The organism is Deinococcus radiotolerans, from assembly GCF_014647435.1.
Classification (GTDB): Bacteria; Deinococcota; Deinococci; order Deinococcales; family Deinococcaceae; genus Deinococcus; species Deinococcus radiotolerans.
In genome coordinates this window covers 90696-116361 of sequence record NZ_BMPE01000008.1, presented here as the reverse complement: position 1 = coordinate 116361, position 25666 = coordinate 90696, and the positions used below count along the sequence as shown (strand labels likewise).

General features: G+C 69.9%; 25 protein-coding genes. 12 read left to right on the top strand and 13 right to left on the bottom strand.

Features of this window, described 5'->3' with window-relative positions:
- The first annotated feature begins 72 nt into the window (after positions 1-72).
- The 3 genes from rpsD to rplQ are packed head-to-tail and all read left to right on the top strand — an operon-like array spanning position 73 to position 2087.
- Positions 73-693, top strand: a complete 621-nt coding sequence (rpsD, locus tag IEY63_RS13940; protein ID WP_046843185.1) for a 30S ribosomal protein S4 — start codon at positions 73-75, stop codon at positions 691-693.
- Between the two features lie 14 nt (positions 694-707).
- A complete protein-coding gene (locus tag IEY63_RS13935) occupies positions 708-1709 on the top strand; it encodes a DNA-directed RNA polymerase subunit alpha (RefSeq protein WP_189069610.1) in 1002 nt (333 codons plus the stop codon).
- A 27-nt stretch (positions 1710-1736) separates the two neighbouring features.
- Positions 1737-2087, top strand: a complete 351-nt coding sequence (gene rplQ, locus IEY63_RS13930) for a 50S ribosomal protein L17 (protein ID WP_189069609.1) — start codon at positions 1737-1739, stop codon at positions 2085-2087.
- A 200-nt stretch (positions 2088-2287) separates the two neighbouring features.
- On the opposite strand, the gene IEY63_RS13925 is transcribed toward rplQ, so the two are convergent.
- The 4 genes from IEY63_RS13925 to IEY63_RS13910 all read right to left on the bottom strand — a co-directional run bounded on the left by IEY63_RS13925 (position 2288) and on the right by IEY63_RS13910 (position 7617).
- Complete coding sequence (locus IEY63_RS13925) at positions 2288-3343, bottom strand: AI-2E family transporter (protein ID WP_189069642.1); 1056 nt, start codon at positions 3341-3343, stop codon at positions 2288-2290.
- Positions 3344-3626: 283 nt separating this feature from the next.
- Positions 3627-4646 carry a RodZ domain-containing protein gene (locus tag IEY63_RS13920; RefSeq protein ID WP_189069608.1) on the bottom strand — a complete coding sequence of 340 codons (1020 nt, stop codon included), beginning with the start codon at positions 4644-4646 and terminating at the stop codon, positions 3627-3629.
- A gap of 104 nt (positions 4647-4750) precedes the next feature.
- Complete coding sequence (locus IEY63_RS13915) at positions 4751-5665, bottom strand: ABC transporter permease (RefSeq protein ID WP_189069607.1); 915 nt, start codon at positions 5663-5665, stop codon at positions 4751-4753.
- Entirely contained in the window at positions 5665-7617 is a 1953-nt protein-coding gene (locus IEY63_RS13910; RefSeq protein WP_373290924.1) for an ABC transporter permease, read from the bottom strand. Before IEY63_RS13910 ends, IEY63_RS13915 begins: the two co-directional genes overlap by 1 nt.
- A 108-nt stretch (positions 7618-7725) precedes the next feature.
- Between IEY63_RS13910 and ndk the strand changes: the two genes are divergently transcribed.
- Together ndk and IEY63_RS13900 are read left to right on the top strand one after the other, a co-directional pair.
- A complete protein-coding gene (gene ndk / locus IEY63_RS13905) occupies positions 7726-8142 on the top strand; it encodes a nucleoside-diphosphate kinase (RefSeq protein ID WP_189069606.1) in 417 nt (138 codons plus the stop codon).
- Positions 8143-8297: 155 nt separating this feature from the next.
- The gene (locus IEY63_RS13900) at positions 8298-9335 is read left to right on the top strand and encodes a GGDEF domain-containing protein (RefSeq protein ID WP_229784717.1); all 1038 of its coding nucleotides are present in this window, start codon (positions 8298-8300) and stop codon (positions 9333-9335) included.
- Between the two features lie 22 nt (positions 9336-9357).
- Here the strand turns inward: IEY63_RS13900 and IEY63_RS13895 are convergent, their stop codons facing one another.
- Entirely contained in the window at positions 9358-9822 is a 465-nt protein-coding gene (locus tag IEY63_RS13895; protein ID WP_189069605.1) for a hypothetical protein, read from the bottom strand.
- A gap of 80 nt (positions 9823-9902) precedes the next feature.
- On the opposite strand from IEY63_RS13895, the gene IEY63_RS13890 reads away from it, so the two are divergent.
- From IEY63_RS13890 to IEY63_RS13875, 4 genes are all read left to right on the top strand, one after another.
- Complete coding sequence (locus tag IEY63_RS13890) at positions 9903-10226, top strand: hypothetical protein (protein ID WP_189069604.1); 324 nt, start codon at positions 9903-9905, stop codon at positions 10224-10226.
- Positions 10227-10250: 24 nt separating this feature from the next.
- Positions 10251-11033, top strand: coding sequence for a nitroreductase family protein (locus IEY63_RS13885; RefSeq protein ID WP_189069603.1), 783 nt, complete (start codon positions 10251-10253; stop codon positions 11031-11033).
- Between the two features lie 73 nt (positions 11034-11106).
- Positions 11107-11994 carry an aldo/keto reductase gene (locus IEY63_RS13880; protein ID WP_189069602.1) on the top strand — a complete coding sequence of 296 codons (888 nt, stop codon included), beginning with the start codon at positions 11107-11109 and terminating at the stop codon, positions 11992-11994.
- A 111-nt stretch (positions 11995-12105) separates the two neighbouring features.
- Complete coding sequence (locus IEY63_RS13875; RefSeq protein ID WP_189069601.1) at positions 12106-13173, top strand: type III polyketide synthase; 1068 nt, start codon at positions 12106-12108, stop codon at positions 13171-13173.
- A 3-nt stretch (positions 13174-13176) separates the two neighbouring features.
- Here IEY63_RS13875 and IEY63_RS13870 read toward each other — a convergent pair whose 3' ends face one another.
- The 5 genes from IEY63_RS13870 to gltX all read right to left on the bottom strand — a co-directional run bounded on the left by IEY63_RS13870 (position 13177) and on the right by gltX (position 19151).
- A complete protein-coding gene (locus IEY63_RS13870) occupies positions 13177-14409 on the bottom strand; it encodes a tetratricopeptide repeat protein (protein ID WP_268239662.1) in 1233 nt (410 codons plus the stop codon).
- Positions 14410-14795: 386 nt separating this feature from the next.
- Complete coding sequence (locus IEY63_RS13865; RefSeq protein WP_189069599.1) at positions 14796-15809, bottom strand: alpha-ketoacid dehydrogenase subunit beta; 1014 nt, start codon at positions 15807-15809, stop codon at positions 14796-14798.
- Entirely contained in the window at positions 15806-16873 is a 1068-nt protein-coding gene (gene pdhA / locus IEY63_RS13860; RefSeq protein WP_229784721.1) for a pyruvate dehydrogenase (acetyl-transferring) E1 component subunit alpha, read from the bottom strand. Before pdhA ends, IEY63_RS13865 begins: the two co-directional genes overlap by 4 nt.
- 506 nt (positions 16874-17379) lie before the next feature.
- On the bottom strand, positions 17380-17733 hold the full coding sequence (locus tag IEY63_RS13855) for a DUF1304 domain-containing protein (protein ID WP_189069597.1): 354 nt from the start codon (positions 17731-17733) through the stop codon (positions 17380-17382).
- Complete coding sequence (gltX, locus tag IEY63_RS13850; protein ID WP_189069596.1) at positions 17730-19151, bottom strand: glutamate--tRNA ligase; 1422 nt, start codon at positions 19149-19151, stop codon at positions 17730-17732. Before gltX ends, IEY63_RS13855 begins: the two co-directional genes overlap by 4 nt.
- A gap of 91 nt (positions 19152-19242) precedes the next feature.
- On the opposite strand from gltX, the gene IEY63_RS13845 reads away from it, so the two are divergent.
- Positions 19243-20040: a MerR family transcriptional regulator gene (locus IEY63_RS13845; RefSeq protein ID WP_189069595.1), complete on the top strand. Its 798-nt coding sequence runs from the start codon at positions 19243-19245 to the stop codon at positions 20038-20040.
- Between the two features lie 53 nt (positions 20041-20093).
- Here the strand turns inward: IEY63_RS13845 and IEY63_RS13840 are convergent, their stop codons facing one another.
- On the bottom strand, positions 20094-21545 hold the full coding sequence (locus IEY63_RS13840; RefSeq protein ID WP_189069594.1) for a sigma 54-interacting transcriptional regulator: 1452 nt from the start codon (positions 21543-21545) through the stop codon (positions 20094-20096).
- A 144-nt stretch (positions 21546-21689) separates the two neighbouring features.
- On the opposite strand from IEY63_RS13840, the gene IEY63_RS13835 reads away from it, so the two are divergent.
- Entirely contained in the window at positions 21690-22025 is a 336-nt protein-coding gene (locus tag IEY63_RS13835) for a hypothetical protein (RefSeq protein WP_189069593.1), read from the top strand.
- A 10-nt stretch (positions 22026-22035) separates the two neighbouring features.
- Positions 22036-22671, top strand: coding sequence for a DUF2268 domain-containing putative Zn-dependent protease (locus tag IEY63_RS13830; RefSeq protein WP_229784716.1), 636 nt, complete (start codon positions 22036-22038; stop codon positions 22669-22671).
- A 32-nt stretch (positions 22672-22703) separates the two neighbouring features.
- On the opposite strand, the gene IEY63_RS13825 is transcribed toward IEY63_RS13830, so the two are convergent.
- Entirely contained in the window at positions 22704-23198 is a 495-nt protein-coding gene (locus IEY63_RS13825) for a hypothetical protein (protein ID WP_189069592.1), read from the bottom strand.
- 111 nt (positions 23199-23309) lie between these two features.
- On the bottom strand, positions 23310-25568 hold the full coding sequence (locus IEY63_RS13820) for a putative bifunctional diguanylate cyclase/phosphodiesterase (RefSeq protein WP_189069591.1): 2259 nt from the start codon (positions 25566-25568) through the stop codon (positions 23310-23312).
- Positions 25569-25666 lie beyond the last annotated feature (98 nt).

Genomic DNA, 25666 nt, shown 5'->3' with positions numbered 1-25666 from the left:
CGGAGGCGGGCAACAGAGGGCCGCAGACCCGGCACTGCCCCCACAGGGCGCAGGCCGCAAGGAGAGTCAAACATGGGTCGTTTCCGTGGTTCCATCACCAAACTCAGCCGCCGCGAAGGCATCAACCTCGCGGAGACCGAAAAAGTCCAGAAGTACCTGGACAAGCGCCCCTACGCGCCCGGCCAGCACGGCCAGCGCCGTGGCCGCGGCCGCCCCAGCGACTACAGCGTGCGTCTGCGTGAAAAGCAGAAACTCGCCCGCCTGTACGGCATCGGGGAAAAGCAGTTCCGTAACCTCTTCGAGGAAGCGGCCAACGTTCCCGGCGTGACCGGCACCGTGTTCCTGCAGCTGCTCGAACGCCGCCTGGACAACGTCGTCTTCCGCATGGGCTTCGCGAGCACCCGCCGCCAGGCCCGCCAGTTCGTCGGCCACGGCCACATCCTGGTCAACGGCAAGAAAGTCGACATCGCCAGCTACCGCGTGAAGATCGGCGACGAGATCAGCGTGTCTGACCTCGGCCGCAAGATCGGCTTCATTCAGGAGAACATGGAAGCGCAGAAGCGCCGCCGCGTGAGCCCCTGGGTTGAACTGGACGCCGAGAACTTCAAGGGCACCTTCTCCCGCCTCCCCGCGCGTGAAGACCTCGCCCTGCCCATCAACGAGAACTTCATCATCGAGTACTACTCGCGCTAAATCAGGAGGCCCCAGTGGATCAAAAGCGCCCTCAACTCAAAGCCCGTGTGGACGGCGACTACGGCGAGTTCGTCCTGGAACCGCTCACCCGCGGCTACGGCGTCACCATCGGGAACCCCATCCGGCGCATCCTGATGTCCTCCATCCCCGGTACCGCTGTCACCAGCGTGTACATCGAGGACGTCCTGCATGAGTTCTCTACGATCCCCGGCGTCAAGGAAGACGTCATCCAGATCATCCTGAACCTCAAGGAACTCGTGGTGAAATTCCACGCCTCAGGGCCCAAGACCCTCACCCTGCGTGCGCAGGGCGAAGGCGTCGTCAAGGCCAGCGCCTTCGAGGTCCCCAGTGACGCGGAGATCGTCAACCCTGACCTGGTCATCGCCAACCTCGCCGAGGACGGCAAGCTGGTCATGGAAGTGCGCGTTGAGGAAGGCGAAGGCTACGTCCCCGCGGACAAGCACGCCACCAAGGACCGCATCAACTCGATCCCCGTCGACGCTGTGTTCTCCCCCGTGCGCCGCGTGGCGTACCACGTCGAGAACACCCGCGTGGGCCAGCAGACTGACCTGGACCGCCTGATCCTGCGTGTCTGGACCGACGGCAGCACCAGCCCCCAGGACGCCCTGGACAAGGCTGTTGAGATCCTTCGTGAAGAACTCACGGTGTTCGGCAACGTGGAAACCCTCCCCGCCGCTGCACCCGAGTACCAGCAGCCCGTCTACACCCCCGCGCCCACCGCGCCGAACGTGTACGACCTGCCGCCCAGCACCGCCAGCCTCAACCTGAACCCCGGCGATTACCCCGCCGAGATGGACTCCCCCCGCGTGACCCTCGAGGGTCTGGGCCTCACCACCCGCGTGCTGCACTCCCTGAAGGAAGAAGGCATCGACAGCGTGGACGCCCTGTGTGCCCTGTCCGACCGTGACCTGAAAAAGGTTCCCGGCATCGGCGAGCGCAGCCTCGATGAGATCAAGCAGCAACTCGCCCAGTTCGGCCTCGCCCTGCGCGACTGAGCCGACTGAACCCCAAGGAGATACACCATGCGTCACGGTAAAGCCGGTCGCAAGCTCAACCGCAACAGCAGCAGCCGCACCGCCCTGGCCCGCGCCCAGGCGACGGCTCTGCTGCGCGAGGGCCGCATCCAGACGACCCTCACGAAGGCCAAGGAGCTGCGCCCCTTCGTTGAGAAACTGATCACCACTGCCAAGGGCGGCGACCTGCACGCCCGCCGCCTCGTCGCCCAGGACATCCACGACAACGCCATTGTGCGCAAGGTCATGGACGAAGTGGCCCCCAAGTACGCCGAGCGTCCCGGTGGCTACACCCGCATCCTGCGCGTCGGCACCCGCCGCGGTGACGGCGTCACCATGGCCCTCATCGAACTGGTCTGAACCCAGACCACGCCCGGCGCCCGCCCCCACCCCAACCGGTGAGGGCGGGCGCTGTCCTGTGCTGAGCACGGCCCGCCGGACGGTCAGGGACGCGCCATATACGATACGTCCGCGAGGAGAGGCAGGCGCACCTACAGCTACCCATACGGCACAGGCCCGGCGTCCGCAGACGACCGGGCCTCCTGCATGTGGACCGCGCCTCAGGGGCCGTCGGTATACACGCGACTCGGGTAGTAGTACCGCTGCAATACCAGCTTCCCCAGCGCCATCAGCGGCACGGCCAGCAGCGCCCCCGCGAAGCCCAGCAGGGACGCGCCGATCAGAATGGCAACCAGCACCGTGATCGGGTGCAGGTCGGTCGTGCGGCTCAGGATGTATGGACTCAGGAAGTTCCCCTCGATCTGGTTGGCCGCGACGAACACCACGATCACCAGCACGATCTTGATCAGCGCGCCCGGCAGGGTCAGCGCGAGCAGGATGGCGGGCGTGGCGCCGATGATCGGCCCCAGGTACGGCACGATATTGAACGCCCCGGCCAGGAAGCCGATCGCCGCGGCGCTGGGAATGCCCACGATGCTCAGGCCCAGCCACACGAACACCCCGATGAACGACGCGATCAGCAGCTGCCCACGCACGTACCCACCCACCGCCGTGCCGACCAGGTCACTGAACTCCAGCACGCGTGGCTGCCAGGGGCGCGGGAAGACCGCCAGCATGGCCGCGTTCACGCGGCTGTAGTCGATCATCAGGTAGACGCTCATCAGCAGGATCAGCAGGATCTGCCCGACCATGCCGCCAATCGACACCAGACCGCTGAGGAGCGTGCCAGTCGAAGACAGGGCGTTTTGCAGGATGGGCACGATGTTCTTCCCGATGTTCTGCACGTAGTCCTGAGCGGCCGTGATCAGCCGCTCCCGCGAGTCCGCCAGGCCCGGTACGCCCCGGGACGTCAGCCAGGATGTCACGCGGTCCAGGACGTCCCCCAGCGATCCGATCTGGTCGGGGAGTTTCTGAAGCAGCGTGATCAGCTGCCCCGACACGGTCGCCAGCAGCAGCCCCGCCATGCTGAACAGAGCGGCGAAGATCAGCACCACGAAGAAGACTCCGAGGCCCCGCCGGACCCGGCCGCGTTCCAGCCAGTTCAGCAGCGGATTGGCCAGGTAAGCGATCAGGAACGCCACGGCGAAGTCAATCAGCACAGTCTTCACCTGCCCCACAAAGCGGTACAGGACGTAGAAGACCAGCAGGAACACCATGAGACGCACCCAGGGGCTGCGCCAGGCGTACTGGAAGGCGTTCAGCTGCGGGGTTGGGACCGGCGTGGGGCGTGAGGGACGGGACACGCTCCTACTCTACCGGGCGGCAGAGCCCCACCGCGCGCGGGTCTACGGTCCCGTGACGTGGCCCCAGTGAAGGGAAGCAGACTCTCCTGACTCCGCTCCTGTCTTTGAGGCGAGGGGGTGGCGGCCCGGCATTGACGCGCAGACGTCATCTCCCGCTCGGCCTGCGGGAAAACCCTGAGGGTCGTGGGCGTGTGGGTCAGAAGCTGCGGGTGACGACCTGACCGGCCTGCCCCAGTGCGGCGCCGGGCGCGCCGTCCACGCTGACCTTCACGGCGGCGGCGTTCCCGGTGCGGATCGTGACGCCCTTCGGGTAGGACTTCACGGTGCCGGCCGTGGGCGTCCCCTCGAAGAGAATGCGGCCACTGGCGTCGGTCACGCGGGTCCAGGCGGGCCCGCTGTACGACACCTGCACGCCCGAGGGCGTGGCTGGAGCAGCTGCGGGCGTGCGGGTGTCCGTGGCGGCGCCCTGAGCTGGGGTCGTCTGGGTCCCCTGCCCAGGGGTCGCGGCGCCCCGGGTGGTCGTCTGAGCTGAGGCTGGCCGGGGTGCGGGGGCTGCGGCGTCCGTCAGGACGCTGGGTTTGCCCTTGACGTTCAGATTGACCCGCAGGTTCCGGCTGCGGGTCACGTTGATCGCCTGCCGCAGCGGCTCGCGGCCACTGAGTTCCACGCGCAGTTCTGCCTGGGTGCGGGCGTCCACCGGGAAGGCCAGGATGGGTGCGCTGCCCAGGTCGCGGTTGTCCAGGTACACGCGCGCGCCGGGGGGCGTCACCTTGACGGTCAGGCGGACGGTGGCCGCGTGGGCCGGGGCTGGGGTGGGCGCCGGGTCCGCTTGGACGACCGGGGCGGGGCGGGTGGCGCGCTGGCTGAGCAGGTAACCGCTCGCCCCCACGATCAGCAGTCCGCCCAGCAGCGCGGCGATCAGCGTGACAGGCACGCGGCGCCGGCGAGGGACGGGCCGGGCTGATTGGGAGGATCCAGCCGGGGCGGGGGAGGTCCGGTCGAAGTCCTGCAGGAGCGGCTGGGGGTCCAGGCCCAGTTCGCGGGCGTAGCGGGTGAGGTAGGAGCGGGTGAACGTGCGTTCCGGCAGGAGGCTCAGGTTCCCGTCCTCCAGGGCGCGCAGGTAATCCCCGCGGATCTTGGTGCGCAGGGCCACGTCCTGCGTGCTCAGCCCCAGCTGCTCGCGGGCCTGTCGAAGGGCAGCTCCGAAACTCGTCACGGTACCGTCCACAGTAGCGCATTGTGCGCTGGACCCGCCGTGAAGGAACACAAGTCGCGCGGCCGGACAGAGGGAACTGTCCGGCCGCGCTGCTCGTGCTTGTGTCAGCTGTCGTAGGAGCGGCCCAGGGCCTTGGGCGCACGGCTGCGGCCCGTGAAGATCAGCGCGAGGATGGTGATCAGGTACGGCAGGGCCTGAACCAGCGTGCTGGGCAGCAGGTTGGTGCCCCCCAGGACGATACTCAGCGCCTGCAGCAGCCCGAACAGCAGCGTGGCGCCCAGCACGCCCAGGGGTTTCCACTGCCCGAAGATCAGGGCGGCCAGGGCGATGAAGCCGGCGCCGGCGCTGATGTTGCGCACGTACGAGTCGAGGTTCCCGATGCTGAGGAACGTGCCGGCCGTCCCGGCCAGCACGCCGGACAGGATCACGGCGCTGTAGCGCATGCGGCGCACGTTCACGCCCATGCTGGCTGCGGCGCCCGGCTGCTCACCGGTGGCGCGCAGGCGCAGACCGTAGGGCGTGCGGTACATGACGTACCAGGTGATCGCCACGGCCAGGAAGGCGAAGTACACGGGCGGTGAGAAGCGCAGTTCGCCCACGCCCCACAGGGGCAGCGCGTGTTCGACCTTGGGGCTCTCGTTGGACACGCCGTACAGCGCGGTAAGCACTACGGCGGGCACGCCGGTCGCCAGCAGGTTGATGGCCGTGCCGCTGATGACCTGATCGGCGCGGTACTTGATGCTCAGGACCGCGTGAATCCAGGCGATCAGGCCGCCGACCAGCATCCCGATCAGCCAGCCGGCCCAGGGCGCCACCTGACCCAGGCTGGGCGTGAGGAGCTGCGTGCTGACCGCGGCGGCCAGCGCGCCGAAGATGATCAGGCCTTCCAGGGCGATGTTCACGACGCCGCTGCGTTCGCTGAACAGGCCGCCCAGCGCGGTCAGCAGCAGCGGCACGACGCTGCGGATGAACGTGGCGAGGAACGCCGTGGTGAAAATCTGTGCGATGAGGGCTTCCATCAGTTCTTGCCATCCCGGGTGATGTCCTCACTGGCCTGACCCACGTTCGGTTGCGGCGTGAGGGATGTGGTGGTGTCCACGGCGGCGGGCGTCTCGTGGCGTTCCGCTGCGGTGACCAGCGCGGGCGGTGGGGGAGAGGTGAGGCGGCGGCTCAGGAAGCCCCCGGCCGCGATGAACAGCACGATGAGGGCCTTGAGGACCGTCACGATGTCGCTGTTCACCTTGGCGAGCTTCGTGGTGACGCTGACCGAGCCGGTGTCGATGGTGCCGAACAGGATGCTGGACGCCACGACGCCTGCTGGGGTGCTCTGACCCATCAGGGCCACGGCGATGCCGTCGAAGCCGACGTTCACGGGCATGTTCTGCTTCAGGCGGTACTCGTCAAGCGCCCCACCGTTCACGTAGTGCGTGCCCGCCAGGCCCGCGAACATCCCGGCGATGGTCATGGCCAGGATGGTGTTCTTCGCCACGCTGATCCCGCCGTACTCGGCGGCTTTGGGCGACAGGCCCACGGCGCGCAGGGCGTACCCGGCGGCGGTGCGCCACATCAGCAGGCCGAAGCCCGCCGCGCACAGCAGCGCGATCAGGAACGCGCCGTTCAGCTGGCTGCCGGTCACGGTGACGGGAATCCCGATCCGCCACGTGAGGGCGCCCAGCACGACGGCCGCGGCCAAGGCGATCAGGCTGCGGTTCTTGCGCACGAGCAGACGCACGACCACAAAGGCGATCAGCGCCACCAGCAGGCCGATGCTCAGGGCCACCTGGCCGTTCTGCCCGACGTTCAGGACCTCCAGCAGGGGGCGCAGCTGCGCCTCGCTATGCAGCAGTTCACTCTGCGGGTTCGAGCCCTCAGCCTTCAGGGGCTGCGGGTACTCGCGGCCCAGGAACGGGAAGGAATCACTGCCGATCAGGAACACCAGCACGGACGACGCGATGTAATTCAGCATGATCGTGTTGATCACTTCGCTGGACCCGAAGCGCGCCTTGAGCAGACCCGGAATGGCGCCCCACAGGGCCCCGCCTGCCGCGGCGGCCAGGACACTCAGGGCCAGCAGACCGTAGCCCAGGCTGGCCGGGCCGTACACGCCGACCAGCATGGCGGCGATGGCGCCCATGGTCAGCTGCCCGGGCGCGCCAATGTTGAACAGACCGGTGCGGAACGCGAAGGCCACGCTCAGGCCGGTGAAGATCAGCGGCGTGGCGATCTTCAGGCTGTCCAGCAGCGGGTTCAGGGACGTGATGGGCGCGAACAGCGTGGAGTACACGAAGTACACCAGGTCCGATTTCGCCAGCCACGCGCTCCACAGGCCCATGGGCGCGCCGCTCTGGTTGATGCTGGGCTGCACGATCAGCACGACGATCGCGCCGACCAGGACCGCCAGGCCGATCGCGGCGATGGGCACCAGCAGACTGCGCATGCGGTTGAACGCCTGCCACACGCGCGGCAGGGCGCTGAGGCCCGCGCCGGCCGCGATCAGGCCCGCCAGGGCCGGGAGGAACAGGCCCAGGTTCATGCCGCCACTGGCGTAGAAGTTCCCCAGCTGCCGCTTGGCGCCGGGGCGCAGGGTGGTGTCGGCCAGCACGCGCCTGGTCTGGTCATCCAGAGCGCCGCCCAGTACGATCACGGCGGCCGTGGCCAGCCCGAAGGTCAGCAGGCCCGTCAGCCAGAACCAGCGCTGACGCTGCCAGGCGCCCAGCAGGGTGACGATCAGGGCGGCCAGCGTGGCCCAGGCGAGGCCCAGGACTGTCCCGGTGGGTGGCAGGGGGGCCTGCTGGTTCGAGGTGAGGTTCATGACGCTGCCCGTGACGTGCAGGAGGACGGCGTCGGCACTGAATCCCCGGCCCAGTGTGGCCAGGGGGAAGAGAAGCATGCCCAGGGCGGCAACCGCGCAGGCGATCAGCGCAATGCGGGCCGCGTCGCCGGATGGGCGAGGGGGAGAATCGTGGGTCACCTTCCCATTGTACGGGGTTTGCTGCAAGTCTGGACAGGTGGGCGGGAGGGCCGCCCAGGGGGGGACGTGACACCAGGGCAGGGGGAGCCTGCTATCTTCGGGAGCGCTATGGAACGCACCTTTGCCATGATCAAACCCGACGGCGTCCGCCGCGGCCTGACCCCCGAGATCCTCGCCCGCATCCAGCGCAAGGGCTACCGCGTGGTGGGCCTCAAGCAGATGGTCATCGCCCGCGAGACCGCTGAAGCCCACTACGGCGAGCACAAGGAGCGCCCCTTCTTCGGTGAGCTGGTGGACTTCATCACGGGCGGACCCGTGGTTGCCATCGCGCTGGAAGGCGAGAACGCCATCGCCGGCTGGCGCGCCATGATGGGCGCCACCAACCCCGCCAACGCTGCCCCCGGCAGCATCCGCGCGGACTTCGCCACCACCACCGGCGAGAACGTCACGCACGGCAGTGACAGCAGCGAGAGCGCCGCGCGCGAACTGGCGCTGTTCTTCAAAGACGGCGAACTGATCGCCTGAACTGGCCTCCAGCGGGGCCCCGCCGCCAGCGTGCTGGTCGCGGGGTCCCGCTGCGCTCGGCGCCCCCCCTGACGAGGAGTCGACGGCGTGGGCCCGGCATGCCAGAATTCAAGACACCACATGAGCCAGCTGCCTGACACCGGAGTGAAGCTGCTTTGAGGCCGCTCACGCTGCCTGAACTGCTGCGCCGCAACCGGGTCATGGTGGTGTGCAGCGCCAGCGTGGCGTACGTGCTGTACGCCGTCCTGACCGCCATGGTCGACCCGCCCCGCGAGGGCCTGATGGCCCTGAGCAACCCGAAGAACATCGCGGCCTTCGTGGCGCTCCTGACGGCGGCCACCACGCTGCTGCGCCCGCAGGCGGTGCAGGGCGTGTACGCCGTGACCAGCGTCGGGTACCTGCTGGTCGCCATGCTGGAGGTGCCGCGCGCCGTCGCGTGGGGCGACATGCCCATGCACCTGACCCTGTGGCTGACGCTGAACGTGCTGGTGTCCTACCTCGTGTTCGGCACGCGACTGGGCACCGCCGTGAACGTCGTGTGCGCCCTGTCCATCGTGGTCAGCCTGCTGATGAACGGCCCGGTGGAACCCAGCAACGTGGCCGACTGGATCACGGCCCTGATCGTGATGGGCGGCACGGGCGTCATCGCCTTTTCCGTCATGCGCTTCATTGAGCAGAACCTCAGCGTGCACCTGCACACCGACGCGCGCCTCAGGGCCGCCCGCAAGGACGCCCTGACCGAGGTGCTGGGACGCAGCGCCACCGAGGAGGAACTGCAGCGCAGCATCCAGCAGGCCCTGAACAACCGCGCGCCGCTGAGCATCATCGTGACCGACATTGACCACTTCAAGCACGTGAACGACGTGCACGGCCACGGCACCGGTGACGACGTGCTCCGCTCGTTTGGGAAGCGGCTGCGGCGCAGCGTGGGTGGCTCCGGCGGGCAGGTGGGCCGCTGGGGCGGAGAAGAATTCCTGCTGATCCTGCCCGGCCTGGCCCGCACCGACGCGCTGGCTGTCGCTGAACGCCTGCGCGCCGAGGTGGCCGGCGAGCCCATCGCGGGCCTGGACATCACCGCCAGTTTCGGCGTGGGGTCCCTGCGCGGCGCTGAGGACAGTGCCGCCGACCTGTTCGCCCGGGCGGACAGCGCCATGTACAACGCCAAACGCTCCGGCCGCAACGCCGTGCGCTGAAGCCCCCCAGGGCAGGTGCCGCTCAGCGGCGGAAGGCGGGCAGCAGCGCGGCGTCCTCCTGCGTGGCGTACCCGCGCGTGATCACCCGCAGGCCCTGCGCGGTGGTCAGCACCAGCGTGTCCGCCAGCCGGGACGCCTGGGCGGGGTGCAGCGCCTCGCCCTGCGGCGTCGTGACCATCTGCGCGCCCGGCCCGGCCAGTTCCTGCGCCGTGAAGTGCGGGGAGCGGATGTCCAGCATCCAGCTCAGGGGGCGCGCGTCACTGTCGTACTGCACGACCACCCCGGCCGCGTCCAGCGGGGGGCGGGCGGTCCAGGTGGCGCGGCGCAGGCCCCCACCGATCCGCTCACGCGAGTCCGCCTGCGCGTCGAACGACCCGGTCGCCGTGAACAGGGTCCTGGCCACCAGGTCCTCGCCGCCCTGCGCCGCCCCGCCGGGCTTGCAGGCGGTCAGGAGCAGCAGGGGCAGCAGCAGATGGGCAGGACGCATGCCCCTGAACGTACACCCGCCCCGGCAGGGCATCTGTCACGCGGCGCGCTGAACCGGGCCGCGCCGTGCGAGCATGCAGCGTGAGTCCGCATCACCTGGCCCTGCTGATCACCGCTGCGCTGCTGAGCGCGCTGCTGGCGCTGGGCCTGAGCCTGCAACTCGGCTGGCGGCGCGACGCGGCCCGCTGGCCGCACCACGCGCTGTTCTTCCTGACCTGCGCCGGAGCGCTGCTCAGCCTGGAACTGGCGTGGCGGGCCGGGGCGGCCGCGTGGGCGCTGCTGCCCGCGCTCGCCCTGCTGCTGAGCATGCCCCGCACCCGCCCGGGGCGCGCGGATCACTGGCAGCGCGCCCTGCTGAGCGCCGCCGCATTCGCGCTGGGCGCCCTGCTCGCCTGGAGTTCCTGAGTCACGCGCTGCTAGCCTGCGGGTATGGATCTGATCGACGGCATGCTCGCGCGGCGCACCACCAACGGCCCCTTCCGCCCGGACCCGGTCAGCCGCGAGCACCAGCACCTGCTGATGCGGGTCGCGCAGGCGGCCCCCAGCCACTTCAACAGCCAGCCGTGGCGCTTCGTGCTCATCGAGAACCCCGACACCATCGCGCAGGTCGCGCAGATCGCCGGTCAGAGCATGACCGAACTGATCGAGGGCGGCGTGTTCTTCGAACGCTACCGCCGCTACTTCCGCTTCACGCAGCAGGAGATGGAGGAGCGGCGCGACGGTATTCACATCGACCACCTGCCCGGCCCGCTGAAACCCTTCACGCGGCAGGTGTTCAGCGACGCCGGACTGAAACTCATGCGGCAGCTTGGCGTGCCGAAAAAACTCGGGGAGGACAACCGCAAACTCGTGGCCGGCAGCCCCCTGCTGCTGGCCGCCCTGCTCGACAAGGGCGAGTACCGCCCCGGTGAACTGTCCGGCTTCTACTCCGTGTTCGGCATGGGCGCCGCCATGGAAAACATCTGGAACGCCGTCGGCGCGCTGGGCATGGGCATCCAGTTCGTCAGCACGCCCATGGAGATCCCCCGCCACTGGCAGGCCATCCAGGACCTGCTGCGCGTGCCCGGCGACCTGGAACTCATGGCCGTGTACCGCCTGGGGTACCTGCCGCACGATCAGGCGCGGCCCAGCATCGACTGGAGCAGCCGCCACCGCAAACGCCTGGGTCAATTCGTGTACCGCGACACCTGCGAGCAGCCCGAACGCGAGTGAAGATCACCTTGAGTGAACGCCCACGCTCTGCCGTCAACGGGCAGCGCACAATGCCCCCTTGGAGGGCAACACCATGACCGACACCACCCCCAACGCCGCCCCGAGCGGCACCTTCAAGATCGGCGGCGACCTGACCGTCACCCGCCTCGGCTTCGGCGCCATGCGCATCACCGGCGACGGCGTGTGGGGCGACCCCGCCGACCGCGAGGGCGCCCTGACCACCCTGCGCCGCCTGCCGGAACTGGGCGTGAACTTCATCGACACCGCCGACAGCTACGGCCCGGCCGTCAGCGAGGAACTCATCCGCGAGGCCCTCCACCCCTACGACGCCGTCGTGGTCGCCACGAAAGGCGGCCTGACCCGCACCGGCCCGAACGTCTGGATTCCCGTGGGCCGCCCCGAGTACCTCAAGCAGCAGGCGCACATCTCCCGCCGTCGCCTGGGCGTGGACCGCATCGACCTGTGGCAACTGCACCGCATCGACCCGCACGTCCCGCGCGACGAGCAGTTCGGCGCCATCAAGGAACTCATGGACGAGGGCGTCATCCGCCACGCCGGACTCTCTGAAGTCAGCGTCGAGGAGATCGAGGCGGCCCGCAACGTGTTCCCCGTCGCTACCGTGCAGAACCTCTACAACCTCGCCAACCGCAAGAGCGAGGCCGTGCTGGACTACTGCGAGCGCGAGCACATCGGCTTCATCCCCTGGTTCCCCCTGGCTGCCGGGAACCTCGCGAAAGAAGGCAGCGTCCTGACCGAGATCGCCGCGCGACTGGGCGCCACGCCCTCCCAGGTGGCCCTCGCCTGGGTCCTCAGGCGCAGCCCCGTCATGCTGCCCATCCCCGGCACCGGCAAGGTCCGGCACCTCGAAGAGAACGTCGCCGCCGCCCACCTCACCCTGACCGACGAGGACTTCCGCGCGCTGGACGAGGTCGGCCGCCAGGAATGGGAGAAGCAGCAGTAACGGCCAGGGCGCCCGCCCCACCAGAACAGGACGCAGTGAGCCCGGCATGTACGTTTCCTGAATTCTGAACCGTGGCTTTTCCCTGACCGCCCACGCCACCCGGCGCGCAGAATGCGGCGCATGCCCCTGACCCCCCACCTGCGCGCCCTCGTGACGGGCACGCCCCCGCACCTGACGCCGCAGACGCAGGTGCAGGAGGCCGCCCGCACCCTCTTCCCGCGCATGGCGGCCCGCCCACAGCTGCTGGACGTCTTCACGAACGCGCAGATCGACACGCGCGCCCTGGCCCGCCCACTCGAGTGGTACCTCACCCCACGCGGCTTCGGCGAGAAGAACGCCGTCTTCGTGCAGGAAGCCCGCGCCCTGACCCGCCGACTGGCCAGGGAGGCGCTGGACGCCGCGCAGATCACCCCCGCCGACGTGGACGCCGTGGTCGTCGTGAACACCAGCGGCATCAGCGCCCCCAGCCTCGACGCCGACCTGATCGAACATCTGGGGATCAACCGGCACGCCGCGCGGCTCCCCGTGTGGGGCCTGGGCTGCGCCGGAGGCGCCAGCGGACTGGCCCGCGCCGCCGACCTCGTCCGCGCCGGGTACCGCCGCGTGCTGTACGTCGCCGTGGAACTGTGCAGCCTGACCCTCGTGCACGGCGACGAGACCAAGAGCAACTTCGTCGGCACCGCTCTCTTCTCCGACGGGGGCGCCGCCGCCGTCCTCACCCACCCCGACGAACCGGGCCCCGCCCCCCTGGCCGAACTGTGCGGCGCGTACTCCACCCTCATCGAGGACAGCGAGGACATCATGGGCTGGGACGTCGTCGACGAGGGCCTGAAAGTCCGCTTCAGCCGCGACATCCCCACACTGGTGCGCGGCATGATGCAGGGGAACGTCCAGGCCGCCCTGAGCGCGCACGGTTGGTGCCCCACGCAGGTCGGCACGTACGTCGTCCACCCCGGCGGCGTGAAAGTCCTCAGCGCCTACGAGGAGGCCCTGAACCTCCCCGCTGGAGCGCTGGACGCCAGCCGCCACGTCCTGCGCCACTACGGCAACATGAGCAGCGTCACCGTCCTGTTCGTGCTGCAAGAAACCCTGCGCGCCCACCCGCAGGGCCGCGCCCTCCTGAGCGCCATGGGCCCCGGCTTCAGTGCCGAACACGTCCTCCTGAACTTCCCCGGCTGACGGCTACAGCCGGTTCAGGTCCTGCCGCGCCTCCGCAAAGCCGGGGCGCAGGCGCAGCGCCTCGTGGTACGCAGCCTGCGCTTCGGCGGTGCGGCCCAGGCCGGTCAGGGCCCGCGCGCGCCAGTAGTGCGACTCCTCGTGCGTGGGCACCGAGCGCAGCACCGCGCCTGTCAGGGTGAGCACCCGCGCGTACTGACCGGTGCGGGTGTACGCCTCCAGCGGCCCGAACGAGTACCACAGCGCGCGCCAGGGCAGCCCGCCCTGCACCCACGCGGGCCGGGTCGGGTCGAGGGCGCGGTCGGGCGTCGCGGCGAACGCCCGGTCGAAGGTGCGCGCGGCGGCGCGGGCGTCCCCCGCGTCCAGTTGCGCCTGCCCCAGGGTCAGGAAGCCCACCGCATCGTTGCGCCGTTCCGCCTCGCGCTCGGCGACCCGCAGCGTCTCGGCCTGCTGCTGCGCGCGGTCGGCTCGCCAGTCCAGCACGCCCGCCAGGGCCGCCCGTTTCGACGGCGGCGTGACGATCAGGAACGTGCGCCCGAACGACCGCCACAGCTCGTCGAAATTCGCGTAGTTCATCCGCAGCGGCCCCAGGTACGAGTCCAGCGCGCTGAACTGCCCGGTGGCGTCGTCGTAGCCGGTCAGCAGGCGGTAGTGCCCCATGCCGCCCGAGTCCGGCGTAACGAACCACGTCTCCACGATCACCGGGAAGCCCGACGCGAGCAGCGACCGCAGCAGCGCCCGGTCCCCGCCGCGCGCCAGGTGCACGTCCATGCCCTGCGCCCGCGCGAACGCCGCAAGTTCCTCCGGCGAGACGTTCACGTCCCCCTTCGACGGCTTGAGTTTCGGCGCGATGTCGTACTGGTTCAGCGCGCCTCCCCAGCGGCTCAGGGCCATGCCGATCGTGACCGGCCCGCAGTTGTTCAGCCGCTGGTACTCGTGCCGGATGCCCGTGACGCTGGCCAGCGCCGGCAGCATCCGGGCAGGCGCGGCCGGCCGAGGCGCAGGTGTGACCTCCGGCGTGGGCGGCTGCACCTGGACTGGAGTGGGGGTGACCGGTTCCGGCGCAGGGTCCGGCCCTACGGGTTCTGGTGCGGGTTCCGCAGCGGGCGGTAGCGCAGGCACCGCTGGTTGCTCGACCGCAGCCGTCTGAGCCTCTGCACCAGACTGGAGGCGCGTGACACCGAACGCGGCCGCCCCCACGAGCAGGGCCGCCGTCACCAGCAGGGCAGGGGAACGCATCCCCTCCATCGTCCCCGCCCTTCATGATCCACCCCTGAGGCGAAAAGGTCTCGCAGGTCACGCTGTTGGCACGAGTGCGCTGCAACAGCCGCAAGAAGCCCGCCACTGCTAAAGCCCAAAAAGTAGAACCTTCTGGTCCGCACCAAGTTGGCTTGTCCCACTGGCGTCGTGGCAGCCGAGCCCGTCGTGCGCGCAGCGCGCGGGGCGCTCGCAGCGATACCGGAGGCATGCAAGCCCATACGTGGCCGTCCCCGCCCCATCCCCGCTGATTAAGCCAGAGAAATACCTGCCGAGCGCAGCGAAAACTCCCCCTGCCCCTCTGGGGTAGGGGGCTGGGGGGTGGGGCAGACCGCCGCAGGCGCCCCCATACGCGTTCACTCAGTGGGTCAGTAGTCCATGACCTGCCGGATCGCTTTCGCGACTCGCAGCGGGTTGGGTCGGTACACGTCCTCAACGGCGGTGAAGGGTGGGTAGGGCGCGTCGAAGCCGGTGACGCGGACGATGGGGGCGCGGAGGTGTTCGATGGCTTCTTCGGCGATGACGGCGGCGATTTCGCTGTGGAATCCGGCGGTGCGGGGCGCTTCGGTGACGATGACGGCGCGGCCGGTTTTGGCGATGCTGGCGATCACGGTGTCGGTGTCCATGGGGACGAGGGTGCGCAGGTCGATGACTTCGACGCCGATGCCGGCCTGTGTGGCGGCGGCGGCGGCTTTCTGGGCGACTTCGACCATGCCGCCGTAGCAGATGACGGTGACGTCGTCGCCTTCCGTGACCACTCGGGCCTTGCCGATGGGCACGCGGTAGTCGCCGACTGGGACGTCTTCTTTGACACTGCGGTAGAGCTTGATGGCTTCGAAGAAGAAGACGGGGTCGGGGTCGTTGATGGCCGAGAGCAGGAGGCCTTTGGCGTCGGCGGGGGTGCTGGGGATGACGACCTTGACGCCAGGGGTGTGGGCGAGGATCGCTTCGGGGCTGTCAGCGTGCTGTTCGGGGGTGTGGACGCCGCCGCCGTAGGGGGCGCGGATGACCATGGGGAGGTGGTAGCGGCTGCGGGTGCGGTGGCGGTAGCGACCGAGGTGGGAGAGGATCTGGTCGAGGGCGGGGTAGAGGAAGCCGGCGAACTGGATTTCCGCGACGGGTTTCAGGCCGGCGAGGCCCATGCCGATGCCCATGCCGACGATGGCGGCCTCGGCGAGGGGGGTATCGAAGACGCGTTCCTGGCCGTGTTTGGCCTGGAGGCCGTCGGTGGCGCGGAACACGCCGCCCATGACGCCGACGTCCTCCCCGAAGATGTGCACGGCGTCATCAGCGGCCAGCGCGATGTCGAGGGCGTCGTTGATGGCGGCGACCATGGTCATGGTTTTGGTGGTGCCGGTGGGGGGGGTGGCGGTGGCGGTCATGCCTGCTCCTTGCTGTCCTGGGCTTGGTCGTGCGCGGCGTGCTCGGCGAGGATCTCCGCGCGCTGTTTCTTCAGTTGGGGGGTGGGTTCGGCGAAGACGTGGTCGAGGATCTCGGCGGGGGTGGGTTCGGGGTAGCTGTCGGCCTCGGCCAGGGCGGCCTCGAACTCGGCGGTGATCTCGGCGAGCAGGTCGGCCTCGCTGGCCTCGGTCATCAGGCCTGCGTTCAGGAGGTGGGTGCGCAGGCGCGTGACGGGGTCCTTGGCGTCCCAGCCGGCGGTGTCGGCCTCGCTGCGGTAGCGGCTGGGGTCGTCGGCGACGGTGTGCGGCTTGACGCGGTACGTCACGGTCTCGATCAGGGTGGGGCCGCCGCCGCCCCGGGCGCGGTCCACGGCTTCACGGGTGACGTGGTAGGTCGCCAGGGCGTCGTTGCCGTCCACGCGTACGCCGGGAATCCCGTATCCGTCGGCGCGGCGGCTGAGGTCGGTGGCGCGCGTCTGTGCACGGGTGGGGACGCTGATTGCCCAGCCGTTGTTCTGGAGGATGAACACGCACGGGGCGTTCAGGGCCCCGGCGAAGTTCAGGGCCTCGTGGAAGTCGCCCTCGCTGCTGCCGCCGTCCCCGATGAACGCCATGGCGACGTTGCGGGTGCCCTGGCGCCGCTCGGCGAGGGCCGCGCCGACCGCCTGCGGGTACTGCGTGGCGATCGGTATGTAGAAGGGCAGGACCTTCAGGTCGGCGGGCATGTGCCACCCGTGCGGGCTCGTGCGCCAGTAGGCGAGGGTGCGCGCGATGGGCAGGCCCAGCGTCAGGGCCGCGCCGGTGTCGCGGTAGGTGGGGAACAGCCAGTCGTTCTTCGTCAGGGCGGCGGCGGTGCCGACCTGGCTGGCCTCCATGCCGCCGAAGGGCGGGAAGACGCCCAGGCGGCCCTGGCGGTACAGCACCCAGCCGCGCTCGTCGAAGTGCCGGGCGCGGCGCATCTGGCGGTACAATTCCAGGCGAGTTTCGGGGTCGGGCAGCAGGTCCTCGCGGACGACCGAGCCGTCCGGCGCGAGGCACTGCACCATGTCCCCGCTGCTCTGGGCGTCGTCGTACGCAGCCTGCGCCGCCGCGTAGCCGGGGGCGGTGTCCTGCGATTCTGAGGCGTGACGGTCGGGCTGCGGGGCAGCCAGCTTGGCATCTGGGGTCATGCGGTCTCCTGTCTGAAGGGGTGGCGTCTGCGGGCCGGATGGGGGAGGGGTCCGCCGTCAGGGCGCGCGGCGCTGGTTCAGCAGCCGGTCACTGCGACGCGGCAGGCCGGGAGCGGGACAGGGCAGAACGTCAGGCATGGCAGGAAGAGAGGAGCCGCGCGGCCCCGTCGGTATGAAAGTGCCTCCCAGCGTAGCAGCCGGGAGGCACGGGAACCAAACGAGCGTTTGGGAGGCGGGGACGGGAGCTGACAGCGGTTTCCAGTGCCGTTGAACGGCCAACGGCACGCCCTTCAACTCCACTTCCAACCGCTTCGTTGGCGGCTTCTCGCGCTGCTCGGTTCAGACGTGTTGAGGGAACTCCTCAACACGTCTGAACACCGCTGTCAGCGGGCCAGCAGCACCGCCAGGATCGCCAGCGCGGCAGGCACTGTCTGGATGAACAGGATGCGGCGGTTCGCGGTGGCCGCGCCGTACAGTCCTGCGACCGCCACGCACGCCAGGAAGAACAGCTGGATGGCCGCCGAACCGGTGAGCAGGCCCCAGATCAGGCCCGCCGCCAGGAAGCCGTTGTACAGGCCCTGGTTCCCCGCCATGACGCGGGTCTGCGCCGCGAGGTCTGGCGTGGTGCCGAAGGCCTTCATGGCCCGTGGGGTGGTCCACATGAACATCTCCAGCACCAGGATGTACACGTGCAGCAGGGCGATCAGGCCCACCAGAACCGCGGCGATCAGCGTCATGCGCCCAGCTTAGAGGTCCGGGCGACCACGCGCTCGCGGCCCAGCGTGGCGAGCAGGTCCGGTAGGTCCGGGCTCTCCATGGTGCCCGCCACTGCGGCGCGCACGGGGGGCATGACCTTCCCGAGCTTCAGGCCCTTCTCCTCGGCAAAGGCCGCGAAGGCCGCCTTGATGGACGCCGCGTCGAAGGTCGGCAGGTTCTTCAGCGTGGCGGCCAGCTCGGGCAGCAGCTCGCGCGCGCCGTCGATTGCCGCCTGCGCCTTCTCGGTCACCGGGTACTCCTCCGACCAGAAGTAAGGTGTCTTGTTGAGGAACTCGCTGAAGACCTCCATGCGGGGGGTCATCAGGCGCACCACCGACCGGAAGTAGTCGTCCAGGGGGAGGTTTACCTTCTGATCGGCCAGGAACGCGTGCAGCCTCCGGGCGACTTCGTCCTCGGAGAGCACCTCGCGCAGGTACTTGCCGTTGTACCAGCGCAGCTTCTCCTGACTGAACACCGGGCCGCCCAGCGTCACGTCCTCCAGGCGGAACACCCTCTGGAATTCCTCCAGATCGAACACTTCCAGGCCGTCCGGGTGCGTCCAGCCCATTGTCGCCAGGAAGTTCAGCATGGCCTCGGGCAGGAAGCCCTGCTGCTGGTACCACTCGACGCTGGTGGGGTTCTTGCGCTTGCTGATCTTCGACTTGTCCGAGTTGCGCAGCAGTGGCATGTGCGCGAACACCGGCTCAGGCCAGCCGAAGGCGCGGTACAGCAGCACGTGAATGGGCGTGCTGGTGATCCACTCCTCGGCGCGCACCACGTGGGTCACGCCCATCAGGCGGTCATCCACCACGTTCGCCAGGTGGTACGTGGGGAACCCGTCGGCCTTCAGCAGTACCTTGTCGTCAATCTCGCGGTTCTGGAAGTGAATCGGGTCACGCAGCAGGTCATTCACGAGCGTCTCGCCTTCGCGCGGGACCTTCAGGCGGATCACGGCCGCTTCGCCCGCGTCCACGCGCGCCTGGGCCGCTCCTGCCTCCAGCTCACGGCTGGGCACCGCGATCACGCGGCCCTCCGCCTGCGCCGCCTCACGCAGCGCCGACAGCTCCTCCGCCGTCTCGAAGGCGTAGTACGCGTGCCCGCTGGCGACCAGCTGCCGCGCGTACTCGCCGTACAGGTCGAAGCGCTCGGACTGCCGGTACGGGCCGTTCGGGCCGCCCTGTAGGGGCGACTCGTCCGGCGTGAGGCCCAGCCACTGCATCATCTGGAAGATGCGTTTCTCACTGTCCGGCACGTACCGGTTGCGGTCGGTGTCCTCGATACGCAGGATGAACTTCCCCCCGCCCTGACGCGCCAGCGTGAAGTTGAACAGCCCAATGTACGCGGTCCCCACGTGCGGGTCACCGGTCGGGCTCGGAGCAATACGGGTCACAACAGCCATAGGGCACAGCATACGAAAGGTGGGCAGAACCCACGTCACGCCCGCCGCCGCACTTGACCTTCCCGCTGCTGGAACGCCTAGCGTGACGGGCATGCGAGGTCGCCTGATCATCTCCCGGTTTGCCCTGCTGACCGGGCTGCCCCCGAAAACACTGCGCTACTACGACGAGATCGGTCTGCTGCGCCCCGACGCCGTGGACGACCAGACCGGTTACCGCGCGTACAGCGCCGCGCAGATCAACCTCGCGGTCCGCATCCGCCACTGGCGGGCGCTGGGCCTGCCCATCGACGACATCCGCACCCTGATCCGGCAGCCTGAACTGACTCCAGAGGTGCTCCACGCGCACGAGCAGCGCCTGACTGCCGAGATCGCCGACCGTCAGCAGGCCCTGACGCACCTGCGCCACCTTCTCCAGGAGACCCCCATGCACTACCGACTTGAGCAGCTGCCCGACCGCCAGTGCCTCATCATCCGCACCGTGCTCCAGCCGCCGCACTACGAGGTGATCCCGCAGGCGTTGCAGGACCTCATGCACTACGCCCGCCGGCAGGGGTACCAGCCCGCCGCGCCCAGCTTCTTCATCCACCACAACGACGACACCGGGCAGGGCAGCCTGGTCGAGGTCTGCGTCCCGGTCGACGGGGACGTGCGCCCCGAGGGCCGCATCGAGGTGCGGACCCTGGGCGGTGGCGCCGCCTTCATCGGTCGCTTCGTCGGCCCCTATGACCAGACCGGCGCGGCCTACACGCAGGTCGTGGAGGAGGCGCTGCGGCGCGGCCTGAGCGTCTGTGGCGTGACCGCCGAGTTCTACGTGAGGAGCGTGCCCCACACCCCCAACCCGCAGGAGTACGAGACCGACATCGCTTTCTACCTGACCGGTGATGCCTGAGGGCCAATAGGAGAGGGGCGGGGCTGATCAGCTCCGCCCCCTTCGTGGCCTGCTCAGTTCCAGCGGCCGCCGCGCTGCTGGCGCGCCTCGGGTTCCGGCGCGGCGTACAGTTCCTCCGCGCGGGACAGCTTCTTGCGGCCGTACAGGCCCTCCAGGACGAACTCAGCGGCGGACACACGCACGGCGTCCACGCTGCTCGCGGCAACCTCGGCGGCCAGGTCACTCAGGCCCGGCACCTCACCGGCGGCCTTGAGGGCGGCGGCGCTGTCCCCGCCCTGCGGGAAGCGGAACACGTTCCCGGCCTCGAACCATTTTTCCAGCTCGCGGGTGTTCGCGCTGCCGTAGCGGCGGGCGTACACGGCCCCGGCGGCCTTGCGGATCACGTCCCGGGCGACGTTGTCCGCGCCCTTGAGTTCACCCTCGTACTCCAGTTCCATCTTCCCGGTGATGGCGGGGAGGCCCGCGTACACGTCACTGACGCGCACGACCGCGTCGTCGCCCTGCACGAGGCTGCGGCGCTCGGCGTTCGCGGCGGCGACCTCCATCAGCGAGATCGGCAGGCGCTGCGACACGCCGCTCAGCTTGTCCACGCGGCCGTCCTCGCGCGCCTGGAAGGCAATTTCTTCCACGAGTTCCGCGATGAACTCCGGCACCGTCACGTCGCCGCTGCGCACAGCTTCCTGCGCGGTGATGTCCATGCCCAGGCGCACGTCGGTCGGGTAATGCGTGCGGATCTCGCTGCCGATGCGGTCCTTGAGGGGCGTGACGATCTTCCCGCGCGCCGTGTAATCCTCGGGGTTCGCGGAAAAGACCAGCATCACGTCCAGTTCCAGGCGGATGGGGTAGCCCTTGATCTGCACGTCCCCCTCCTGAAGGATGTTGAACAGCGCCACCTGCACCTTCGGCGCCAGGTCCGCCAGTTCGTTCACGGCGAAGATCCCGCGGTTCGCGCGGGGCAGCAGCCCGAAGTGCATGCTGCGCACGTCACCCAGGCTGGTGCCCAGGCGCGCCGCCTTGATCGGGTCCACGTCCCCGATCAGGTCCGCGACCGTCACGTCCGGCGTCGCCAGTTTCTCCACGTACCGCTCCGCGCGCGGCAGCCAGCGGATCGGCAGCTCCAGCCCGTGCGCCTCCAGCAGCGCGCGGCCCTCGGCCCCCACGGGGTTCAGCACGTCGTCCGGCATGTCCACGCCCGCGATGACCGGCACCTCGGGGTCCAGCAGTTCGGTGATGGCGCGCAGGATGCGGCTCTTCGCCTGTCCGCGCAGGCCCAGCAGGATGAAGTTCTGCCGGGCCAGCAGCGCGTTCACCAGCTGCGGAATCACCGTGTCGTCGTACCCGACCACACCGGGGAACAGTTCCTCGCCGCCCCGCAGCTTGCGGGTCAGGTTGTCCCGCACCTCGTCCTGCACCAGGCGGATCTTCCCGTCGAACGGCGCGCGCCCGGCGTACCCTTCGGTCTGAAGCAGTTCTCCCAACGTCCTCGCCTTCGCAGTCACGGTCATGATGCGCGGAACGTACCACGCGCCCAGACGCGGGAATGTGCGGCTTGCTGGGAATCGGGCACGCGGGGCGCCGTGTGCGGGACGAGGGTGACCCGTGCTCATCTGAGGCCACCCGCGCACGGAACGGACCGTACTGTGGGTCAGATGCATCCTGCCCCCGCTGCCCGCACGGCCCTGCTGCCCATCCTGCTGCTGATTCCGGCCGCCGCCCTGACCCTGTGGGTGGCCGGGGCCACCTTCGACGCGGGCACCAGCAGCGCCCTGGCCCGCACGCTGCGGTACGTGGCGTTGACGCCGCTGCTGCTGATCACCGTCAACCGCCTGCCCTGGCCGACCTTCGCGCTGCTCGCCTGCGGGTGGATGACCGGCGTCCTGACCGTCACGGCCACCCTGGCCGGCACCATGAACTGGCTGCTCGGGGCGCCCGCCCTGCTGCTGGCGATGGCCTGCGCCGCCGGGTTCATCCTGCTGCGCCGCTGAACGTGGCGTGATGAACGCCCTGCACGTCATGAACGCCGCCGGTCAACTGAAGCCTGAACTGGCGCGCGAGATCAAAGGCCAACTGACCGCGACCCTGAACTGGCACGCGGCCCGGCTGAACCTGGACGGCGTGGACGTCGCCCTGCGGGTGCTGCCCTGGGCCCTGCCGGAGACCGGTGTGCACGGCTACGCGCCCACCGGCACTTACGTGGAGCTGACCATCAACCCCGGCCATGGGCACTTCCTGTCCGGCTGGCGCACCGAACTGCCCGCCACGCTCGCCCACGAACTGCATCACGCCGCCCGCTGGCGCGGCCCCGGCTACGGGCGCACGCTGCTGGAGGTGCTGGTCAGCGAGGGCCTCGCGCAGCACCACGAACTCACCGAGCGAGAGACGCCGCCCCTGTACGCGCAGGCGCCCGTGAACCTGCGCGAGCTGTGGGCGCGGGCTACGCCGCTGCTGCGGACCACGGACTTCGGGTTTGAGGCCTGGTTCTACGGTTCTCAAGTGCAGAACCTGCCGCGCTGGGCCGGGTATGCGCTCGGCTTTGACCTGGTGGGCCGCGCGCTGCTGCACCTGGGCGGCGCGGCCGCCGAGCACGTTCACACGCCCGCCGACCTGATCCTGGCCGCCGCCCACCCCTGACGCCACGGGTGCAGCCCGCCCCCTGAGCCCCCTCAGCTGCTGCTGGCGGTACTGGCGCTGGCGGCGTCCTGCTGATCCTCCAGGGCCTTGAAGGCGCAGGTGGCCGCCAGCGCCGCCACCAGTGCGGGCACGCCATCCAGTTCGAGACTCACGTCCTTGCCGTCCACGACCCCGCCGATCCGGCCGTGCAGGCGCCCGCCGTCTGAGGTGAGGCTCACGTCCTTGCCGTCGATCCGGCCCGAGAAGCGCCCCTCGACCCGCGCGCCGCTCAGGGTCAGGTGCAGGTCGTCCCCCTGAATGCGGCCACCCAGACGCACGTCCACGCGCTGATCACCCAGGTCGCCGGTCGCGTCGAAGCCCTCGAACGTCCCGCCGACCCGGCCGGTCACGCGCCCACCGTGCACGCTGAGGTGGATGTCCTTGCCCTCGAACCGCCCGCCGATGCGGCCCGTGAGGCGCTGGCCGTCCCAGGTGGCGCGCAGGTCGTACCCCAGGGAGACTCCGCCGATCCGTCCGTTCAGTTCCATACCTGCCGGTACGCGCGCTGCGGGGTCTGGGTTGCCGCGGGGCAGACTGGGCGCTCAGGGCACACGCCGCTGACGACGGCCACTGGCGGGCCCGCACCTTCGCGCCTGCCTTCAGCCGCTGCGGGCGTCCCGCCACAGGTCCAGTTCCTCGGCGGGCATGGCGGGCGCGAACAGGAACCCCTGCATGTACTCGAAGCCCAGGTCGCGCAGCAGCGCGTGCTGTTCGGGCGTCTCGACACCCTCGGCCAGTACGTCGAGGTTCAGTTCGCGGCCCAGGGTGTGCACGGCGCGCAGCACCTGCGTCCCGCTGGGCAGTCCGCCCGGGGTGTCGTGGCCACTCAGGAAGCTGCGGTCGAGTTTCAGCACGTCGGCCGGGAGGGCCATCAGGGCGCTCAGGGACGCGTGCTGCACGCCAAAGTCATCCACGCTGATCCGCACGCCCAGCGCGCGCAGTTCACGCAGGATCGCGGCGGTGCCCGTCAGGTCCTGCACGAGCAGACCCTCGGTGACCTCCAGTTCCAGCAGGTGCGCGGGCAGGTCCAGGCCAAGCAGCAGGCCCTGCACGTGCGGCACGAAGTCCGGCTGCGTGAACTCCAGCGGGGACACGTTCACCGCGACCCGCAGGGGGCGGCCCTGCGCGTGCCACGCGGCGGCCTGCGCGCACGCCTGCTCGCGCACCCAGCGGCCCAGCGGGAGGATCAGGCCGCACTGCTCGGCCACCGGAATGAACCGCCCGGGCGACACGGGCCCCAGCTGCGGGTCGGTCCAGCGGACCAGGGCCTCAACACTCTCAAGTGCGGCGCCGCGCAGCTGCGGCTGGTAGTGCAGCGTGAACTGCTGGGCGTGCACGGCGCGGCGCAGCGCGGCCTCCAGCGCGAAATGCTCGCGCCGCTGGTCGTCCAGGGCCGGTGTGAAGGCCTTCACCTGCCGGCGGCCGCTGTGCTTGGCGTGATACATCGCGGTGTCCGCCCGGCGCTGCAGGGTCGTGACGTCCGTGCCGTCGCGCGGGGCGACACTCACCCCGATGGACGCCGACACGGTCAGCGTGAGGCCCGCCACGGCCACCGGGTCGCTCAGGCTGTTCAGCAGGCGCCGCGCGGTGTGCAGCGCCTGCGCCTCGTCCGCGCCGGGCAGCACGAGCGTGAACTCGTCGCCACCCACGCGCGCCAGGGTCGCCCGGGCGGGCAGGTGCGTCTGCAGCCGGGCGGCCACGAGGCGCAGCAGGTCGTCACCCACCGGGTGCCCGAAGGTGTCATTCACGTCCTTGAAGCCGTCCAGGTCGATGAACATCACGGCGGCCGGGCCGCTGATGGCGGCGCGCAGGCGCTCCTCGAACTCCGCGCGGTTGGGCAGGCCGGTCAGCGCGTCATGCCGCGCCTGGTACCGCAGCTGGGAGCCGCGCCGTTCCAGTTCCGCCGCGGAGTGCCGTAACTTGCGCGCCAGCAGGTGGTTCTCCTGGATGACCGTGCCCTGGCGCAGCAGCACCAGCAGGAACGTCAGGGCCGCGCCCCACAGCGTGACCGGCGCCGGACGGGACACGAGCAGGGCCGCGCAGGTCAGGCCGCCCGCCAGGTACGGGAAGGCCGCCAGCCACACCCGCACCGGGCGGGGTGGGCGCCACTGCACGCCCCGCACCGCCTGGTCACGCCGCCACCACAGGCCCAGCACCTGCAGGGCGCTGCCCCACAGGTACAGGAAGTCCGCGCGGTTCCCGGACGCGTACCCGCCCACCAGCGCGGCGTGCAGGTCACCACTGACGATCAGGGTCAGGCCCGCGCACAGCAGCGCCACGGGCACGCTCAGGCGCTGCTGCCGCAGGGCCAGCAGGCCCACGGCGATCAGCGCGAGGTCCAGCGTGACGTACGCCGCGCCGGCCGGGTGCAGCGGCACGCTGCGGGACAGCAGGAACGTCCAGGTGACCGTGCCCAGGATCGTCATGACGATCAGGCTGTCGAGCGTCATGGACAGGGTCCGCAGGGAGTTCAGGCGCAGGCGCGTGAGGCTGAGCAGCGCGCCGCCCATCAGCAGGTAGTACGTGGCGTACAGCGCGTCCGCGACGGACAGACCGGGGATGTTCAGGTCCCGCAGCTCGAAACTCAGGGTGACGCAGTCGCCCAACCACAGCGCCGTGAGGGCCAGCGTGAAACGCCCCAGCAGCCGCCGCTGCGCGTGGTGCGCGCCCCGCCAGGCCTCCGCCGCGACGAGCAGGCAGGCCAGCTGACCCAGCAGGTACGCCCCGCCCGTCAGCCAGGCGGACCCGCTGACGGGCGGCGTCACGGTGACCGTCAGGGCATGCAGCAGGACCGTCAGCAGCAGCGCCGCTTCAGCGCGGCGCTCGACCATACGTACGTTGAGGACCTGAACCGTCATGCCGTCACGTCAACCTAACCTTCCCGTCTGAACTTGGTGCCGCAGGCTACCGCACGGCACGCACAGAAACCTAACCCCCCCAGAAAGGCCGGGCGGGG

Bases quoted from the DNA above. Each gene is read 5' to 3' on its own strand.
- rpsD (WP_046843185.1), top strand. From the start codon at position 73: ATGGGTCGTTTCCGTGGTTCCATCACCAAACTCAGCCGCCGCGAAGGC.
- rplQ (WP_189069609.1), top strand. From the start codon at position 1,737: ATGCGTCACGGTAAAGCCGGTCGCAAGCTCAACCGCAACAGCAGCAGC.
- IEY63_RS13925 (WP_189069642.1), bottom strand. From the start codon at position 3,343: ATGGTGTTCCTGCTGGTCTTCTACGTCCTGTACCGCTTTGTGGGGCAG.
- IEY63_RS13915 (WP_189069607.1), bottom strand. From the start codon at position 5,665: ATGGAAGCCCTCATCGCACAGATTTTCACCACGGCGTTCCTCGCCACG.
- ndk (WP_189069606.1), top strand. From the start codon at position 7,726: ATGGAACGCACCTTTGCCATGATCAAACCCGACGGCGTCCGCCGCGGC.
- IEY63_RS13895 (WP_189069605.1), bottom strand. From the start codon at position 9,822: ATGCGTCCTGCCCATCTGCTGCTGCCCCTGCTGCTCCTGACCGCCTGC.
- IEY63_RS13885 (WP_189069603.1), top strand. From the start codon at position 10,251: ATGGATCTGATCGACGGCATGCTCGCGCGGCGCACCACCAACGGCCCC.
- IEY63_RS13880 (WP_189069602.1), top strand. From the start codon at position 11,107: ATGACCGACACCACCCCCAACGCCGCCCCGAGCGGCACCTTCAAGATC.
- IEY63_RS13875 (WP_189069601.1), top strand. From the start codon at position 12,106: ATGCGGCGCATGCCCCTGACCCCCCACCTGCGCGCCCTCGTGACGGGC.
- IEY63_RS13870 (WP_268239662.1), bottom strand. From the start codon at position 14,409: ATGCGTTCCCCTGCCCTGCTGGTGACGGCGGCCCTGCTCGTGGGGGCG.
- IEY63_RS13865 (WP_189069599.1), bottom strand. From the start codon at position 15,809: ATGACCGCCACCGCCACCCCCCCCACCGGCACCACCAAAACCATGACC.
- pdhA (WP_229784721.1), bottom strand. From the start codon at position 16,873: ATGGTGCAGTGCCTCGCGCCGGACGGCTCGGTCGTCCGCGAGGACCTG.
- IEY63_RS13855 (WP_189069597.1), bottom strand. From the start codon at position 17,733: ATGACGCTGATCGCCGCGGTTCTGGTGGGCCTGATCGCCCTGCTGCAC.
- gltX (WP_189069596.1), bottom strand. From the start codon at position 19,151: ATGGCTGTTGTGACCCGTATTGCTCCGAGCCCGACCGGTGACCCGCAC.
- IEY63_RS13845 (WP_189069595.1), top strand. From the start codon at position 19,243: ATGCGAGGTCGCCTGATCATCTCCCGGTTTGCCCTGCTGACCGGGCTG.
- IEY63_RS13840 (WP_189069594.1), bottom strand. From the start codon at position 21,545: ATGACCGTGACTGCGAAGGCGAGGACGTTGGGAGAACTGCTTCAGACC.
- IEY63_RS13835 (WP_189069593.1), top strand. From the start codon at position 21,690: ATGCATCCTGCCCCCGCTGCCCGCACGGCCCTGCTGCCCATCCTGCTG.
- IEY63_RS13830 (WP_229784716.1), top strand. From the start codon at position 22,036: ATGAACGCCCTGCACGTCATGAACGCCGCCGGTCAACTGAAGCCTGAA.
- IEY63_RS13825 (WP_189069592.1), bottom strand. From the start codon at position 23,198: ATGGAACTGAACGGACGGATCGGCGGAGTCTCCCTGGGGTACGACCTG.
- IEY63_RS13820 (WP_189069591.1), bottom strand. From the start codon at position 25,568: ATGACGGTTCAGGTCCTCAACGTACGTATGGTCGAGCGCCGCGCTGAA.